Source organism: Psychroserpens sp. (assembly GCF_047633235.1).
Taxonomy (GTDB): Bacteria; Bacteroidota; Bacteroidia; order Flavobacteriales; family Flavobacteriaceae; genus Psychroserpens.
This window is the reverse complement of sequence record NZ_JBLIET010000037.1, coordinates 1-17,891: the sequence shown is the minus strand read 5'-3', so window position 1 is coordinate 17,891 and position 17,891 is coordinate 1. Positions and strand designations below refer to the sequence as shown.

At 34.0% G+C, this 17,891-nt stretch carries 15 protein-coding genes; 11 read left to right on the top strand and 4 right to left on the bottom strand.

Annotated features, from left to right (window positions below; all coding sequences use genetic code 11):
• Positions 1-190: 190 nt before the first annotated feature.
• Positions 191-1,831 carry a CTP synthase gene (locus ACJAZK_RS11630; protein ID WP_415224126.1) on the top strand — a complete coding sequence of 547 codons (1,641 nt, stop codon included), beginning with the start codon at positions 191-193 and terminating at the stop codon, positions 1,829-1,831.
• Positions 1,832-1,900: 69 nt separating this feature from the next.
• The gene (gene yidC / locus ACJAZK_RS11625) at positions 1,901-3,805 is read left to right on the top strand and encodes a membrane protein insertase YidC (protein WP_415224125.1); all 1,905 of its coding nucleotides are present in this window, start codon (positions 1,901-1,903) and stop codon (positions 3,803-3,805) included.
• Between the two features lie 681 nt (positions 3,806-4,486).
• On the opposite strand, the gene ACJAZK_RS11620 is transcribed toward yidC, so the two are convergent.
• Positions 4,487-5,884: a fasciclin domain-containing protein gene (locus tag ACJAZK_RS11620; RefSeq protein WP_415224124.1), complete on the bottom strand. Its 1,398-nt coding sequence runs from the start codon at positions 5,882-5,884 to the stop codon at positions 4,487-4,489.
• 84 nt (positions 5,885-5,968) lie between these two features.
• Between ACJAZK_RS11620 and ACJAZK_RS11615 the strand changes: the two genes are divergently transcribed.
• From ACJAZK_RS11615 to ACJAZK_RS11580, 8 genes are all read left to right on the top strand, one after another.
• Positions 5,969-6,673 carry a toxin-antitoxin system YwqK family antitoxin gene (locus tag ACJAZK_RS11615; protein WP_415224123.1) on the top strand — a complete coding sequence of 235 codons (705 nt, stop codon included), beginning with the start codon at positions 5,969-5,971 and terminating at the stop codon, positions 6,671-6,673.
• A gap of 144 nt (positions 6,674-6,817) precedes the next feature.
• The gene (gene mnmA / locus ACJAZK_RS11610; protein WP_415224134.1) at positions 6,818-8,005 is read left to right on the top strand and encodes a tRNA 2-thiouridine(34) synthase MnmA; all 1,188 of its coding nucleotides are present in this window, start codon (positions 6,818-6,820) and stop codon (positions 8,003-8,005) included.
• Between the two features lie 70 nt (positions 8,006-8,075).
• Positions 8,076-9,680 carry a S8 family serine peptidase gene (locus tag ACJAZK_RS11605; RefSeq protein ID WP_415224122.1) on the top strand — a complete coding sequence of 535 codons (1,605 nt, stop codon included), beginning with the start codon at positions 8,076-8,078 and terminating at the stop codon, positions 9,678-9,680.
• A complete protein-coding gene (locus ACJAZK_RS11600; protein WP_415224121.1) occupies positions 9,681-10,628 on the top strand; it encodes an NAD(P)H-dependent flavin oxidoreductase in 948 nt (315 codons plus the stop codon).
• A gap of 42 nt (positions 10,629-10,670) precedes the next feature.
• Complete coding sequence (locus ACJAZK_RS11595; RefSeq protein WP_415224120.1) at positions 10,671-11,774, top strand: ATP-grasp domain-containing protein; 1,104 nt, start codon at positions 10,671-10,673, stop codon at positions 11,772-11,774.
• A gap of 320 nt (positions 11,775-12,094) precedes the next feature.
• Entirely contained in the window at positions 12,095-13,483 is a 1,389-nt protein-coding gene (locus tag ACJAZK_RS11590; RefSeq protein ID WP_415224119.1) for an MATE family efflux transporter, read from the top strand.
• 3 nt (positions 13,484-13,486) lie between these two features.
• Positions 13,487-13,714 carry a hypothetical protein gene (locus tag ACJAZK_RS11585; protein WP_415224118.1) on the top strand — a complete coding sequence of 76 codons (228 nt, stop codon included), beginning with the start codon at positions 13,487-13,489 and terminating at the stop codon, positions 13,712-13,714.
• Positions 13,714-14,286 (top strand): phosphatase PAP2 family protein, encoded by a 573-nt coding sequence (locus ACJAZK_RS11580; protein WP_415224117.1) that lies wholly within the window; start codon positions 13,714-13,716, stop codon positions 14,284-14,286. The genes ACJAZK_RS11585 and ACJAZK_RS11580 overlap by 1 nt, the downstream gene beginning before the upstream one ends.
• Here ACJAZK_RS11580 and ACJAZK_RS11575 read toward each other — a convergent pair whose 3' ends face one another.
• The 3 genes from ACJAZK_RS11575 to ACJAZK_RS11565 are packed head-to-tail and all read right to left on the bottom strand — an operon-like array spanning position 14,287 to position 17,247.
• Positions 14,287-15,918, bottom strand: coding sequence for an ArnT family glycosyltransferase (locus ACJAZK_RS11575; RefSeq protein ID WP_415224116.1), 1,632 nt, complete (start codon positions 15,916-15,918; stop codon positions 14,287-14,289).
• On the bottom strand, positions 15,896-16,534 hold the full coding sequence (locus ACJAZK_RS11570) for a lipid-A-disaccharide synthase N-terminal domain-containing protein (protein ID WP_415224115.1): 639 nt from the start codon (positions 16,532-16,534) through the stop codon (positions 15,896-15,898). Before ACJAZK_RS11570 ends, ACJAZK_RS11575 begins: the two co-directional genes overlap by 23 nt.
• Positions 16,531-17,247 carry a glycosyltransferase gene (locus ACJAZK_RS11565; RefSeq protein WP_415224114.1) on the bottom strand — a complete coding sequence of 239 codons (717 nt, stop codon included), beginning with the start codon at positions 17,245-17,247 and terminating at the stop codon, positions 16,531-16,533. Before ACJAZK_RS11565 ends, ACJAZK_RS11570 begins: the two co-directional genes overlap by 4 nt.
• Before the next feature lie 111 nt (positions 17,248-17,358).
• Between ACJAZK_RS11565 and ACJAZK_RS11560 the strand changes: the two genes are divergently transcribed.
• A partial coding sequence (locus ACJAZK_RS11560) for an NAD-dependent epimerase/dehydratase family protein (protein ID WP_415224113.1) occupies positions 17,359-17,891 on the top strand: 533 nt, incomplete at its 3' end.

Sequence of the window (17,891 nt, the reverse complement as noted above, 5' to 3'; positions counted from 1 at the left end):
AATGGTGTAACTCTTTGCTCTGTTTGAATGGGCCATATACAAAGGCTAAAGAGGCTAATCTGCTTTCACAAGAAAATGACGCTAAAAGCAGCTTTGAAATGTAACGTTTTTAATATTATCAATAAACCCAAAAACAATTCAAAAATAACTATTTAAATTTTGTAAATTTGCCTGCGTTTATATACGCAACATGACAAGACCAACAAAATACATCTTTGTAACCGGTGGTGTTACCTCTTCTTTAGGGAAAGGTATCATCGCAGCTTCCCTTGCAAAGCTACTTCAAGCTCAAGGTTACAGAACTACAATTCAAAAATTAGACCCTTACATTAATATTGATCCAGGAACTTTAAATCCTTATGAACACGGCGAGTGCTATGTGACAGATGATGGTGCAGAAACAGATCTTGACCTTGGACATTACGAGCGTTTTTTAAATGTGCCAACGAGTCAGTCTAATAATGTAACCACTGGTCGTATTTATCAAAGTGTTATTGATAAAGAGCGTCGTGGTGAGTTTTTAGGTAAGACGGTTCAGGTAATTCCTCATATTACAGACGAGATTAAACATCGCGTGCAAATTTTAGGGAACTCTGGAGATTATGATATTGTGATTACAGAGATTGGAGGAACAGTGGGTGATATTGAATCACTACCTTATATTGAAGCAGTAAGACAATTAAAATGGGATTTAGGAGAGCATAATGCGATGGTTATTCATTTAACACTAATTCCATATTTATCTGCAGCTGGAGAATTAAAAACCAAACCAACGCAACACAGTGTAAAGACACTGATGGAAAGTGGCGTCATGGCAGATGTGTTAGTATGTCGTACAGAGCACGAACTTCCAGCAGAATTAAGAGATAAATTGGCCAAGTTTTGCAACGTTCGTCCAGAAGCTGTTATACAATCTATAGATGCATCGACAATTTATGATGTCCCTAATTTAATGTTAGAGCAAGGCCTAGATACCGTAGTCTTAAAAAAGTTAGAGTTAAAAAGTACAGAGCCAGATTTAACACAATGGAATCAGTTTTTATCGCGTCATAAAAACCCAAATGGAGAGGTTACTATTGGTCTTATTGGTAAATATGTAGAACTTCAAGATTCATATAAATCTATTTTAGAATCCTTTATTCATGCAGGAGCAGAGAATGAAGTTAAAGTAAAAGTAGAATCTATACATTCTGAATATTTAACAGAGAAGAATGCTGCAAAAAAGTTACAGCACTTGCACGGTGTTTTAGTTGCTCCTGGATTTGGAGAGCGTGGTATTGAAGGTAAAATTGAAGCGGTACGCTATGTGCGTGAGCACAATATTCCGTTTTTTGGAATCTGTTTAGGCATGCAAATGGCAGTTATTGAATATTCTAGAAACGTTTTAGGATTAGCAAATGCTAATTCTACAGAAATGGATGAGAAGACAACAGATCCCGTGATTAATCTCATGGAATCACAAAAATCTATTACGCATAAAGGAGGTACGATGCGACTTGGTGCTTGGGATTGCCAATTAGTAGAGGGTAGTTTAGTCAAAGAGATTTATCAAACTGTTAATATAAAAGAAAGACATAGGCATCGTTATGAATTTAATAACAATTACAAGCAACAAATTGAAGATGCTGGCATGAAAACAACGGGTTTAAACCCTGAAACTGGTCTTGTAGAAATTGTGGAAATCCCAACACACAATTGGTTTGTAGGAGTACAGTACCACCCAGAGTATAAGAGTACAGTTGCTAGTCCGCATCCATTATTTGTGTCTTTCGTTAAGGCAGCATTAGATTATAAAACGGAGAATAAAAGTGTCAGTATGGCACAGAAATAATATTGGATAGCTTTTTGATAAAATAGTACCACTGGCTTTAACCAATCAGAGATATTTTTAAATTACAACATGGAAGAAAAAAAATTCGACACTAAATCGATTATAGGATTCGTTCTTATCTTCGCAATATTAATCTTCATGATGTGGGAAAGACAACCCACTCCTGAAGAATTAGCAGAACAAGAAAAGCAAGAACAAATTGAAGCTGATAAAAAAGCTGAAATAAAACAAGTCAAAGAGACTAAAGTTGTTACTGGAGCAGATTTTACGGCTCCAAAGCTTGGAGATTCTTTAAAATTAGCCGACTTGAAAAACAGGTTAGGATCTTTTGCCTATTCATCGACACTTCCCTCTGCAACAGATGCACATACGGTAGTACAAACGGATGTGTTTGATTTAAAATTTAGTAACAAGGGTGGTTTTCTTTCCGAAGTAATACTGCGAGATTTTGTCGATTATGATTCTATTCCGATCGCATTGATTCAAAATGGAAATGAATCATTTAATATTACGTTTCCAACAGCAGATAATAGAATATTAAATACTCAAGATCAATATTTTGAGCCAACAATAACTAAAAACGGACAAAATACCGTTGTTTCGATGAAATTTAAAGCATCAGAAACTCAGTTTTTAGAATACCGTTATGAGCTGAAACCAGATGAGTATATGATAGGTTTTTCTATTAGATCAGAAGGTTTAAACAATGTTGTAAATAGTTCTCAAGCCATAGATTTAGATTGGGGATTAAAGACCTATCGTCATGACCAGAGCATCACTTATGAGAATCGTTATACACGATTAACATATATGTCTGAAGGAGACAAGATTGATAAGTTAGGTCAAACAGGAGAAGATGAAGAGGTTCTTGATGATGCACGTTGGTTATCATACAGGCAACACTTTTTTAGTACGATATTGGTTGCTGAAACACCAATCAAGAATGTAAGAATTTCTTCTTTAGATTTAGTCGAAAATGAAGAAATTGATACGGTTTTTACTAAGCAGTATGCCTCTAAGTTGCCATTAGCATTCACTAATGGAGATGCAAATAATAATTTTCAATTGTATTTTGGGCCAACAGATAGTAAGGTTTTAAAGGAGTATGACCATAAATTAGAAGAAAGTATACCTTTTGGTTGGGGAATTTTTGGATGGATTAATAAGTATTTATTTATACCATTATTTGGTTTTTTAAGTGGTTTTTTACCTTATGGTATAGCCATTATCGTAATGACTATTTTAATTAAATTAGTCATGTCATTTGTGCAATACAAGCAGTTTTTATCGCAAGCAAAAATGAAGGTGCTAAAACCAGAGTTGGATGCGATTAGAGAAAAGCATAAAGACAACAAAATGAAGGCGCAACAAGAAACAATGGCACTTCAAAATAAAGCAGGCGCAAGTCCACTAGCTGGTTGTTTGCCCGGTTTAATTCAATTACCAGTGTTCTATGCGTTGTTTATGTTTTTCCCAACCGCTTTTGCATTACGTCAAAAAAGCTTCCTTTGGGCAGACGATTTATCATCTTATGATGTGATTGCAGATTTACCATTCAACATTCCGTTTTACGGAGATCACGTAAGTTTATTTCCAATTTTAGCAGCAATAGCTATTTTCTTTTATATGAAAATGACGACAGGTCAACAAATGGCATCTCAGCCAACACAAGAAGGTATGCCAGATATGGGTAAAATGATGAAGTATATGATTTACTTCTCTCCTATATTAATGTTGGTTTTCTTTAACCAATATGCATCAGGATTAAGTTTATATTACTTTATCTCTAACCTTATTAGTATTGGTATTATGTTAGTGATTAAGAATTATATTCTAGATGAAAATAAGATTCATGCTCAGATTCAAGTAAATAAGACAAAGCCTAAGAAACAAAACAAGTTTCAGAAAAAGATGTCTAATATGATGGAGCAAGCTGAGCAACAAAAGCAATCGCAGCAAAACAAAAAGAAATAATAATACGATATAGTAGTAATAAATATAAAAGAGCCTTTAGATTATTCTAGGGGCTCTTTTGGTTTTGTGCTGTATACTTGTAAATATTTATTTTACTTCCGAAAAGTCAAGTATCCAAAACGCTTGTAGAGTTGAAGGAGAGCCTTAGAAGCTAACAATTATCCAATGTAAAATCTGAGCATATTATTTCCATCACATGAAAATTTAGTATCGATTCATACGGTAATCAGATCGACTTTATATGATGTGATGTAAATTGAAAACACTTTGATTAGTCCTCTTAAGTTATATATTGTAACGTCTATAAAAAGAACATCAATTTGAAATATGATAGGACCTTTAGTTAAATTAGTTTAAAGGCTTTCTCAATAGTATTGCGTCATACACATTTATTAATTAGTGTAGATAATTCAAGTAAAATCTTAAGGCTAGATAACTCCTAAAAGGGAATTCTTGTCAAGTTACTTGGCTTATGTGCTTACTAGTTAGGGATGGGGTTTAGATATGTAAATTTAAATGAGGTCCTATTTTCGAAGGCATACACGATACGGTTGCATAGGCGCGACTTATGTTAAAGGCATAAAAAAAGCCCCAAGATGAATATCTTAGGGCTTCTGTAATAAGTTCTTTACAATTTACATTATGCTATTAATCAAATTTTATACGAACCTATAAATATATTTAATCTGCGGATGGCAACATCACTTTGTTTAATACATGGATGACTCCGTTTCCAGCTTGAACATCTACTGCTATAATACCGATGTCTGTATTTCCTGCACCATCGGTAACATCTGCGATGTTATCTTCAGTTCCTGGCAAACTAATTGTAATAGCTTGTCCGTTAAGCATTGTTGGTGCAGCGCCATTACTAGCTACTAAATTTGTAGACGTAACATTGGCATTTCCTAAAACATGGTGTAGTAAAACTTGCGTTAATACATCCTCTGCAGGAATCGCATCTAAAGCAGCAAAAGCGTCATTTGTTGGAGCGAATACTGTGAAAGGAGCAGGACTTGTTCCGTTTGATGTTGATAGCGTTGCAACGAAATCAGTCTCTGGTGTTAAAGTCGTTAATGCAGTGACTAAAGTTGAAAAGTTTGGGTCAGCGGTTGCAAAAGTGACAACAGAAGGAATATCGATAACCGCGTCTACCGCGTGAATAATTCCGTTAGTTCCTATAACATCTGCAATTGCTACAGAAGATACGCCGTTAAAACGAACACCATTATCAGTGTTAGAGTATAAGCTAATCGCATTATCATTAGGACCTGTAGCTAAAGAATTAGTGTATATGTTTCCTAAACTAACTAAATCTGTTGAAGTAATTGCTCCAACGAGTACGTGGTTTAATAAAATGTTTGATAAAGCATTTGAGTCCGGATTTGTAAAATCAGAAAATGCATCATTAACCGGTGCTAAAACTGTAAAGGGGCCAGCACCTTGCAAAGTTGTTACTAGGTCTTCAGAAGTCAATGCTCCAGCTAATTCTGAAAAGTTAGAATTATTTACAGCATGATCAACAATACTTGGTAAGCCAATGACTGCATCTACAATGTGTACAGTACCGTTAGATGCGCTAACATCTGCAGTAGACACACTTGATACATTGTTAAATCTCACACCATTACTAGTGTTAAAATAGATACTCATGGTGTTTCCACCAGCACCAGTAGCATTAGTTCTTGTGTATCCAGCACCTAAACCTGTTAAATCTGTAGAAGATAAATCTGCAGAAATCACATGGTTTAATAAAATTTGTGATAACACATCTGTTGGTACATCAGATAAATTAGCAAAATTATTATCACTTAAAAAAGTTGCAAATGCTGCGTTTGTTGGAGCAAGTACGGTAAATGGACCACTACCACTTAACACGGTTACTAAGTCTCCATCTGCAGCCTGTAAAGCAGCGACTAAACTAGTTAGTTCAGATGTTGCAATTGCAGTTTCAACAATGTTCAATTGTGGTGGAGTAGTAGTTGTTCCTCCATTGTCGTCATCGTAACTACACGATGTAATGACAAGTGCCATTAAAAATAAGGGTAAAAATTTGATTGTTTTTGAAATAATTTTCATTTTTTTGAGTTTTTGTTGTTCAACATTAATTATATAATAATAATATTTGTGGAACGAAATTACTAAATGATTAAACAAAACTTAATGAAACACTCTATTTTTATATATATTTTAACAATTTTAACTTCAAGCTTTTATGCTCAAGAATCTATAAATCAGTTTGATGACGCTAATAAAAGGCATGGTATTTGGAAAAAGTACTTTGATAAGACTAAAGAACTGAGATATGAAGGTCAATTTGAACATGGTAAGGAAGTCGATACATTTAAGTTTTATACACTTAACGAAGGTAAAAGTGTCTTGAGTGCAATTAAGGGATTTAATGACATCAATAATAAGGCTCAGGTAATATTTTTGTCTTCAAAGGGAAAACTTATTAGTAAAGGGGATATGAATGGCAAACTTTACATTGGTAAATGGATATATTATCACAATAAAAGTGCATCTATAATGTCTACAGAGTTTTATAAGGATAACGGAAAATTACAAGGAGAGAAGCTTGTTTTTTATCCAGATGGAACTATTGCTGAAAAAGCAAATTATAAAGAAGGAAAGCTCAATGGGCAATCCCTATGGTATGCGAAAAACGGTGCTGTATTAAAGGAGTTTATTTACGAAAATGATGAATTAAATGGTGTTTGTAAATATTATAGTACCTCAGGGGACTTAGAAGCCGAAGGTATATACAGAAAAGATGTAAAGCATGGGATTTGGAATTATTATGAAAACGGAAAACTCGTAAAAACTAAAGATCATACCAAACGAAGTAAAAACCCAAATAAACAATAGATAAAAGTAATATTACACATAGATAATTATAATAGCAACAGCCCTTCTGTTGCTATTTTTATTTCTTAATTTTGCAGTATGAAACATCAAGCTAAATCGCATGTTGATGTTTCATCTGACCATAATAAAAACAATAATTATCAGATGAAAAGAGTGATTGTCGGACTTTCAGGAGGAGTAGATTCTAGTGTTGCTGCCTATGCATTACAGCAGCAAGGTTATGAGGTTATTGGCTTGTTTATGAAAAACTGGCATGATGACTCTGTTACTATATCTGATGAGTGTCCATGGTTAGATGATAGTAACGACGCTATGTTGGTTGCAGATAAATTAGGGATCCCATTTCAAACAGTAGATTTAAGTGAGCAATATAAAGAACGTATTGTTGATTATATGTTTGATGAATATCAAAAAGGGAGAACACCAAACCCAGATGTGCTGTGTAATAGAGAGATTAAATTTGATGTCTTTATGAAAATAGCCTTAGATTTAGGAGCAGATTATGTAGCGACTGGACATTATTGTAGAAAAGGTACTATAGAAAAAAATGGTAAATCTATTTATAAATTATTAGCTGGTGTTGATGATAATAAAGATCAATCGTATTTTTTATGTCAGTTATCACAAAGGCAGTTAGCTAAAGCCTTATTTCCAATTGGTGAGTTAACAAAACCTCAAGTTAGAGAAATTGCTACCAAGTTGGATTTGGTAACGGCAGATAAAAAGGATTCTCAGGGACTTTGTTTTATTGGTAAAGTAAGATTGCCAGAATTTTTACAGCAAAAATTGAAACCTAAAGAGGGTGTGATTGTTGAAATTCCTGCTGAACAAGAGTATTATACTACTGAAACTCCAAATTTTGACAGTAAGATTGATGAACTTCATTATTTAACGAAAAAGATAGATTATACTATTTCCGACGGAAAAATAGTAGGGAAGCATCAAGGTGCACATTATTTTACTAAAGGTCAGAGAAAAGGTCTTGCAGTGGGTGGAACGGTTGAGCCTCTTTTTGTAATAGATACAGATGTTGATGATAATGTTATATATACTGGTCAAGGGAAAAAACATCCTGGTCTTTTTAAGAGAGCGTTGTTTGTGACTAGTGACGAATTACATTGGATACGCGAAGATTTGGCACTTAAGGTTGGAGAAACCATGAAAGTCAAGGCAAGAATACGGTATCGTCAAGTACTAGAAAAGGCGATACTTCATAAAGTAGATAACGGACTTTTTGTTGAGTTTGAAAATCTGCAATCTGCAATAACTGAAGGTCAGTTTGTTGCATGGTATCTGGATGATGAATTAGTAGGTTCGGGAGTAATTTCATAAATTGCAATAAAGAAATTTTAATGTCTCACGCTTAAAAATGTTCGCATTTTTAATTGTAACACTAATTGCTATGAAGAAAATCCTACTCATTAGTTTTGTATTCTCTCAGTTGGCAGCCTATGCGCAACAGGATGCTTGGGTTTATTTTAACCAAAAAGAAAATGTTCAAGCCTCAATTGATAATCCTATTTCAATTCTTACACAACAGTCTATAGATCGAAAAAACTCACATGGTATTGTCATTGATGAGCGCGATGTGCCGGTCAATGAGGGGTATATCACGATGATTAAAGCTCCGGAAACTGGTGTCACTGTTTTTGCGAAATCAAAGTGGTTTAATTCCGTTTATGTTAGAGGAAGTGAGGAAGATATCAATGCATTAGTTGATAGTTTTGATTTTGTTGCTGCTGTAGATTTTGCTGATGCGAGTCTAAATATATTAAGGATAGATGTTTCCGAAGATAAATTTTTGATAGAAAATACCGAAGTATCCTTTAACTATGGAGATACTCAAAATCAAGTTGAGATGATAAATGCAAATGCCTTGCATCTTCAAGATTATACTGGAGAAGGTATTATTGTGGCAGTTCTAGACTCTGGGTTTCCAAATGTGGATACTATGGGAGCATTTCAACGTTTGCGAGATAATGGTGATTTAGTAGGTGGTTATGATTTTGTGAGACGTGATGATAATGTACATGCTTTTACAGGCAATGATCATGGTACAAAAGTATTGAGTAATATGGCTGGTTTTATTCAAGATCAATTTGTAGGTACTGCTCCAGATGCCTCATACTATTTGTTTTTAACCGAAGATGTGTCTAGTGAAACTCCCGTTGAAGAAGCGTACTGGGTAGAAGCTGCAGAGCGTAGTGATAGTTTAGGTGTTCATATCATAAATACGTCTCTTGGCTATAAAACATATCAAAATCCTAATTACAGTCATACTGATGCAGATCTTAATGGGAGTACTACATTTATAACTAGAGGTGCAAACATTGCAAATGAAAAGGGGATTCTAGTGGTAACATCTGCAGGGAACTCTGGTTCAAGTGGAGTTGGAGCTCCAGCAGATGCCACAGGTGTTTTGACTATTGCCGCAGTAGATGCAGATGAGAATTATGCAACATTTAGTTCTCAAGGAAGTGCATTTCAGGCCACTCAAAAACCAGATGTCGCAGCGCGAGGCGTGGCCGCTTTTGTTGTTGATGATACTAATAGCATAGTAACTAATAATGGTACGTCTTTTAGCTCTCCAATAATGGCCGGAGGTATTGCGTCTTTATGGCAAGCTTTTCCACAAGCTACAAATGAAGAAATTAAAGATTATGTACGCTTGTCAGCATCTCAATTTACAACACCAGATTTTTTTATTGGGTATGGGATACCTGACCTTCAATTGGCATTAGACCTAGGTTTATCATTGCAGGAGGAAGCTCTTTTTGAGTTTAAAGTGTATCCTAATCCTGCAACAGATATTTTGAATATTCAAAGACCGTCAGCAAACGAGATTACTACACTAAGAATTTTTGATGTTTTAGGGAAGTCGGTTTTAGAACAAGATATTACAGAGTCTTCTAGACAGTTGGATATTTCTGCAATGGCTCCTGGTTTGTATATTATGTATTTTCAATCTGGTAATGCTTCAAAAACATTCAAACTTATAAAATCATAAATGACGAATAAAATAACAGAACTCTTTGGTGTCAAATATCCAATAGTACAAGCAGGTATGATATGGAATAGTGGTTGGAGGTTAGCTTCTGCCGCAAGTAATGCTGGAGCTCTAGGACTTATTGGAGCTGGGTCTATGTATCCAGACGTGTTGCGTGAGCATATACGTAGATGTAAAGACGCAACAAACCAACCTTTTGGGGTAAATGTACCAATGTTATACCCTAACATTGAGGAGATCATGAATATCATCATAGAAGAAGGTGTTAAGATTGTGTTTACGTCGGCAGGAAACCCTAAAACATGGACTTCTTGGTTAAAAGAAAAAGGTATAACTGTGGTTCATGTAGTGAGTAGCGTGAAATTTGCTTTAAAGGCTCAAGACGCTGGAGTAGACGCTGTGGTCGCTGAAGGTTTTGAAGCTGGAGGTCATAATGGTAGAGAAGAAACGACCACATTAACCTTAATTCCAATGGTCAAGGAGCATCTTAAGGTTCCTTTAATTGCTGCTGGAGGTATCGCTACAGGTCAGGCGATGTTAGCTGTGATGATTTTGGGAGCTGATGCTGTTCAAGTAGGAAGTCGTTTTGTCGCTAGCATAGAATCCTCTGCTCATGAGGGATTTAAAAAGGTTGTTGTCGATGCTAAAGATGGAGATACTCAATTAACATTGAAAGAGTTGGCTCCTGTTCGCTTAATAAAAAATAAATTTTTTAATGATGTTCAAGAACTTTATAGAAAAGCACCCACTGTAGATGAATTAAAGTTACTTTTGGGACGAGCAAGAGCCAAACGAGGCATGTTTGAAGGAGATTTAGAAGATGGAGAACTAGAAATCGGACAAATTGCAGGATTAATTCACGAGATTAAACCTGCTGCTCAAATCATAGAAGATATAATTACTGAATTTAAGCTAGCTCAAAAACAAGCACAAGAAATTATAGTATAATGAGTCTTTTTGATAGCTATTAATGTGTACCCTAAATAATTAATGAGCGCAAATCAAAACATTTTAATTCCAGATGGAGACAGTACCTGGGCTCTTTCTGTTATGCAATGCTTGTCTCAGGCAGAGGGATACAATATATTTGTTTTATCGAGCACAAAACGCACAGCAACAAAATTTTCTAGTTGTACATCTTATTACAAGTTTTATGAGAGAACCAGTGATATAGAATGGATTGATATTATAAATTCAGAGATAGAAAAGCATGCAATAACTGTTGTGCTTCCCATTGCAGAACAAGAGATTCTTTTTTTTATAAAGAATAAAGAGCAAATTTCAAGTTTAGCCCTAATAAGTCCATTACCAAATCTAAAAGATTTTGAAACTGCTGTAGATAAAAGGAAATTAAGTGATTTTGCGAAAATTCATAATATTCCGCATCCAAATTCTTTTTATTTTACTTCGGGAACTGATACACAAGGTATATTATCTCAAATTAAGTTCCCTATTTTAATAAAGCCTTTACACTTAAAAGGTGGTGACGGGATTCAAAAAATAAATGCAAGAGACACATTTCAAAAATATTTAGAAAAGTCAAACGACAATTTGTTTGTTCAGGAGTATATTGAAGGGTATGACATAGATTGTAGTGTGTTGTGTCTAAATGGTAAGATATTATCTCATACCATTCAAAAAGGAAATTTAAAAGGGGATAACGATTTTGCTCCGCAATTAGCTTTTGACTTTTTCCAAAATGAAGAGGTCCTTGAAGTTGCTAAACTTACCATGTCTAAACTCAATTGGTCTGGAATAGCACATCTAGATATGAGATACGATACTAGGGCTAATAATTTTAAGCTTATTGAGATTAATGCTCGTTTTTGGGGAAGCATAGAAGGATCTATGTTTGCTGGAATAAATTTTGCTGACTATGTTATAAGATTAGCTTTAAATCAAGAGGTGAGTTATAAAGACGCTGAGGTTATCCACTATATGAGATTGAAAGGTGTCGTGAAGTCTATTAAAAATAACCCATTATTTATTTTAAAAAGACAGTATTTATTAAATAATACTCAGACTAAAACCTTTTTAAAAGACCCTTTGCCGACATTATATAAGTTTAGAGAATGGTTGGGAAGACGTTTTTAAAGTTGCGCATAAAAAACAAAAAGAGGACAAAGCCTCTTTTTGTTTGAAACGTTTTCTAACGATAAAATTTTTAAATCCCTCTAAAATAATAGCTAAAAAAGTTTCCACTCCAAATACCTAACCTACTACAATAGGGTATTTATGACCATAAAAATAAGGGTTTATTTAAACTATCCTTATGAATTGACTCTCAATTTATTAACAATTGTTATTCATAACTTTATAGTAATCAAACAATTGAATTTTTAGCGTTTTAAAATCCTATAATCTAAGATGATAACCAGATTAAAAAAAATTAACTTTGCACTCCAATTTATTTAATGTTAATGCTATTACAATACACAAAAGAATTTAGTTACAATTTTAAGTTAGCTGCTCCAATTATCTTAGGGATGTTGGGGCATACTTTTGTGAGCTTTGTTGATAATGTAATGGTGGGCCAAATAGGTACAGCAGAATTGGCTGCCGTCTCTTTAGGAAACAGCTTTATGTTTATAGCGATGTCTGTAGGTATTGGTTTTTCAACAGCAATTACACCTTTGGTTGCAGAAGCTGATTCCGCTAATAATTTTTTAGAAGGAAAATCTTCTTTTAAACATGGTTTATTCTTATGTACAATATTAGGTGTGCTTCTTTTTCTCTCTGTTTTTTTTGCCAAACCTTTATTATATCTAATGAAGCAACCTGTTGAGGTTGTTGAATTAGCATTACCGTATTTGAATTTGGTTGCATTTTCATTAATTCCGTTAGTGATTTTTCAAGCTTTCAAACAGTTTAGTGATGGTTTGTCTATGACAAGATATCCTATGTATGCTACAATTTTAGCTAATGTTATTAACGTGGTTATAAATTATGTTTTGATATTTGGAAAATTTGGTTTTCCAGAATTAGGAATTGTTGGAGCAGCATATGGTACCTTAATATCTCGTTTTGCTATGGTAGCTCACCTATGGTGGTTGCTTAGAAATAAAGAAAAGTCAAAAGCATTTGTAACTAATATTAAGTTTTTTATTCTAGATAAATGGATGCTTAAAAAACTAATTAATCAAGGAACACCTAACGCTATGCAAATGTTTTTTGAGGTTGCCATTTTTACATCAGCCATTTGGTTGAGCGGTTTATTGGGTAAAAATGCGCTAGCAGCCAATCAAATAGCTTTAAATTTATCATCAATGACTTTTATGGTAGCCATGGGGTTAAGTGTAGCATCCATGATTAGAGTCGGTAATCAAAAAGGATTAGGTCAATATTTAGAGCTTCGTAGAATAGCATTCTCAATATTTTTATTAGCCACTTTTTTAGGCGTGTTTTTTGCTGCTTTCTTCTTTATTTTTCATGAGGCATTACCAAAACTATATTTAGATTACGATGATAAAATCAATCTAGTAGATAACAGAGAAGTGGTAAGTATCGCCGCAAAATTGATGATTGCAGCAGCGATTTTTCAGATAAGCGATAGTATTCAAGTTGTTGTTTTAGGAGCGCTTAGAGGATTACAAGATGTCAAGATTCCAACCATTATAACCTTTATTTCGTATTGGGTAATTGGGTTTCCTATTAGCTTTTACTTCGGAAAAGAAGAAAATTATGGTAGCTTTGGCATTTGGATGGGATTACTTGCTGGATTATCAACCGCCGCAGTTTTACTGTTTATTAGATTTAACCATCTAACGAAAAAGTTAATTTTGTCAAATACTAAAGACACTTAAATAATGGAACTACCAAAATTTATACTTGGAGATAATACAGATTATCCAAACGCTATATACGTGATTCATACAGAATTCCCTCGATTTATAATCAATCTAGAAGATGATGAGGTAGAATGGTTTGAAGAGTTTGATGAGCATGATCAAAAAGAGATTGAAGCAGAAGCTGAAAATCTTATTCAAGGTGCAACCGATTTTTACGATAGGGAAGTGTCTAGATACGATGACTAATGATAGAGGAACTTATTAAATATGATCAGGAACTATTTCTTTATCTCAATGGTTTGGGTACTCCATTCTGGGATTCTTTCTGGTTAGCCTATACCTATAAGTTAAATTGGATTCCTTTTTATGCGATTTTAGGGTATTTAATATACAGGAAACGCAACTCAAAAATGTTTGTATTGACATTGGTTGTGATCGCTCTCATGATTACATTCACTGATCAAGTGACCAATTTATTTAAATATGGAGTAGAACGTTTTAGACCGTGTCATGAAGACGGTATAGCCGAAAACATGAGATTGGTTAGAGCTCATTGTGGTGGTCGTTTTGGTTATTTTTCAGGGCATGCTAGCAATTCAATGGCATTAGCAATTTTTGTTGGATTACTATTAAAACAGAGTTTTAAGTATCTAAAATATATATTATTTGTTTGGGCATTTGTTATGGCTTATAGTAGGATTTATGTAGGAGCTCACTACCCTTTAGATGTTCTTAGTGGTATGATGTTTGGAGCGTTTACGGGGTTTCTTTTCTATAAATTAGACAGCTACCTTCAATCGAGATTTCGACCTAACTAATTAATATTTCGTCAACATATAAAAGTGATTTCTAAGTCTATCGTTATAAGATCTAGAGTCTAATCCCATTTCATTAAGGTCAAAGGTTTCTAACTCTTCAATCTGATAAAGAGTCTCGATAAAATCACGATCTTCAGTACTAATAGCATCGGCTAACATCCCGAATTTTTTTTCCTTCGGAAATTGATAAGCATCGCCATTTTTTATCGGTAAAATTTTATCACCATACTCCCAAATCATTTCTGGCGAGACGTAGTTCAAACCGTAGACCTTGATATGTTGTGAATCTAATTTGCTTTTTAATTCTGAAATAGGTCTAAAATTATCACTTGCGAATGCATCTTGCAATGGTAATGCAAAGACAAGTAAACTCACGAAAAATAAAATAGTGAACTCAAAGACATGATTGATATTTTTCTTTTTTAGCTGAAATAGGATGCCTAGACCAAGGGCTAAACTGATAAGAGATGCTAGTATGTACCACAACCAAAAGCCATTGAGTTGCGCTTTTAATAATAGATAGGCTACAACTGGAAATGCTAAAGCAATCAATGCGATTAGGGTAAAATTAAAATAGACAGGTATGGTTTCACGCTTATCTTTTAAATTTTTAAAATGTCTTATCAAATAATCAATATAGAACCCTGTGTTAATTGCCAAAGGGATAAGAACAGGCATTAAGTAGCGTGACTTTTTTTCCGGAATTATAGATAACAAAATAACCGCAAAAATTGTCCAATAAAAGCTGAATTTATAAGCTTTTAAATTGGAAACTCTACTTTTTAAATACGGATATAATAAGCCTATAAATGCTGGGATAGTCCAAATTCCGCTTTGCGTAAAAAAGCTCCAATAATAGTAAAATGGCCGTACATTATAACGTGTCCAATTACCAGTCTCTCTTTCAGCAATTGCTGTAAACGTTTGTGCATCATAAATTCTTACATATAAATACCAGGAGCCTCCAATGATTAGAGCGATCACAAGACAGAATAAAAAGGAGAATACTAATCGTTTATTAAATTTATACTTAAATGAAAACCCATAAGCCAATAGAAAAGGAAGAAGTAGCACGTAAAAGGATACTGGACCTTTGCTTAAAATGGAGCAACCAATAAAAAATCCTGCAATCAAACTATGTTTTAGGTAGTTCGTATTATTTTGAAATAATATGAAGAGCTGATAAACACCAATAAGCATAAAGCCATGGGTGATAATATCTGATGGCGCTTCAAACGCAATACCAATGATATAAAATGAAGTAATGAGAATAAGTGCCGTATGCATACTTTGCATTTTACAATTCGTAAGATGCTTAGACATTAAGTAGGAGTAAACTCCAGTAATAGCAATAAAAATGATTGCAGGTAATCTGTAAGCCATAATATTTTTTATTCCAAATAGAATGGCAAAACAAGCGCAAATCCAACTGGGTAGCGGTGGTTTTTGGTAACGTGCTTCTCCATTCATTGTAGTTAATAACCAGTTGTTATCTGTGATCATTTCTCTAGCTGTAATAAAATTACGAGCTTCCATGATACTAATTTGAAGCGTGTCTAGATGAAAACCGAGCATACACAGAACTAGGAGAATGATACCTACAATAGGCTTATTTTGTAGTTTTTGTAGCATCTGTTCTATGAATTAAATAAATATTTCTTGCATAAATTATCGAGCCTAATCCATGACCCATTAAAAGGACCCAATCGGTTCTAATGACTGCATAGGTTAGAATAAGTATGGAGCCAATTAGGCTTAGTAGCCAAAATCCAAATGGTAATATGGATGATTTTTGAGCTTCTGAATATAACCATTGATACACAAATCTAAGTGTGAAAATTATCTGAGCGACAATCCCTAATCCTAAAAGCCAGAATGGTATATCTTCGTTATTAAAAAGTAGATTTATATCAATTTTGTTATTGTTGAAATAGTAAATTACAATTAAAGCTGGAAAAATTAACAAAAACAATTGCAGTGCTTTTGGGAATTTATACCATTGCTTCTGCAATTGGAGATTGCGTATATAAATATAATAGGTAAGCGATTGACCGAGCATTATCGAAAAATCATAACGTAAATAGCCATAAATAAAAAGAAGTACTGATGCAATTAGGCTTAGTGTCCAAAAAAGAGTGGGAGTAATAACGCGTTGCTGTTTTTCTGAAGTAACCCATTGAATAATCAATCGAGAAGAGAACAGTATTTGAGCTAAAAAACCAATGCTATATATGATCCAACTGCTCATGTACTCTTTTTAGCGACGTCATAATTGATGTATTTTTTCTTCATCCATAAATAAGCGAAGCAGTCCATTAGTGGTCCCAATAAACGATTCCATAATCCGAATTTTGCGGTACCTGCAATTCTTGGGAAATGCTGTACAGGTATTTGTATTACTTTACCATGTTGTAATAAAATCATAGCAGGTAAAAAACGATGTAAACCCTTAAACATTGGAATTCGTTTAGCAAAATCTGTTTTAATCACTTTTAGTGGACATCCGGTGTCATCCATGCCATCATGTGTGAAAGTTCTGCGAATTCCATTCGCTATTTTTGATGACATATTTTTTACAAAGCTATCTTTTCTATTCGCCCTAACACCAGTAACTAAATCAAACGCTCCAATATGTTCAAGGAGTAAATCAAAATCTTTTGGATCGGTTTGTAAATCAGAATCTATATAACCAACCAGCTCTGTGTCAACATAATCAAAGCCTGCCTTTATAGCGGCACTTAAACCGCTGTTTTTAGAAAAAAGTAGAAAATCAAAATGAGCATGTGTATTGCAAATAGTTTCAATAATCGCTTGACTATTATCTTTAGAGCCATCATTAACAAAAAGAATTTTAGTAGGAGTAGAGGCCGTTTTTGTATAGGCTAAAAGTTCTTTTTCTACACGCTCTAAATTGTCTTCTTCGTTGTAAACAGGTACAATAATCGTGAATGTATAATTCATCTCTGATAAAGTTAATTAAACTAAGGCATGACAAAAATATCCTTTTTTATCTAACAGCAATTCATTTAGATTGATTTTAAAATTGTTAATTTGTAGGTTCAAACTTTTTATATGAGAATACTTGTTACTGGAGCTGCTGGTTTTATTGGATCACATACTGCTGAGCGTCTTAAAACTCTAGGTCATGACGTTATAGGATTAGATAATTTTAATGAGTATTATAGTTTAGAACTCAAAAGACTTAATGCTAAAGCTTTATTAGAAAAAGGAATTGATATTATTACGAAAGATTTACGTGATTTGGATTTAGCTGAAACGCTTCCGAAAAATATAAACTACATATTCCATTTTGCAGCACAACCCGGAATTTCTCTAACATCTACATTCGAAGATTATTTTGAAAATAATATCATAGCAACGAAAAACTTAGTTGATTATGCCCTACTATGTGACGATTTTAAACTTTTCGTAAATATTGGTACATCGTCAATTTATGGATTAGAAGCCACATTCCCAGAAAGTTTTGCTCCCGAACCAGCATCACATTATGGTGTCACTAAATTGGCTGCAGAGCAATTAGTACTTCAAAAAAGCCGAGAAGAGCAGATGAGTGCTTGTTCATTACGTTTATACTCTGTAATTGG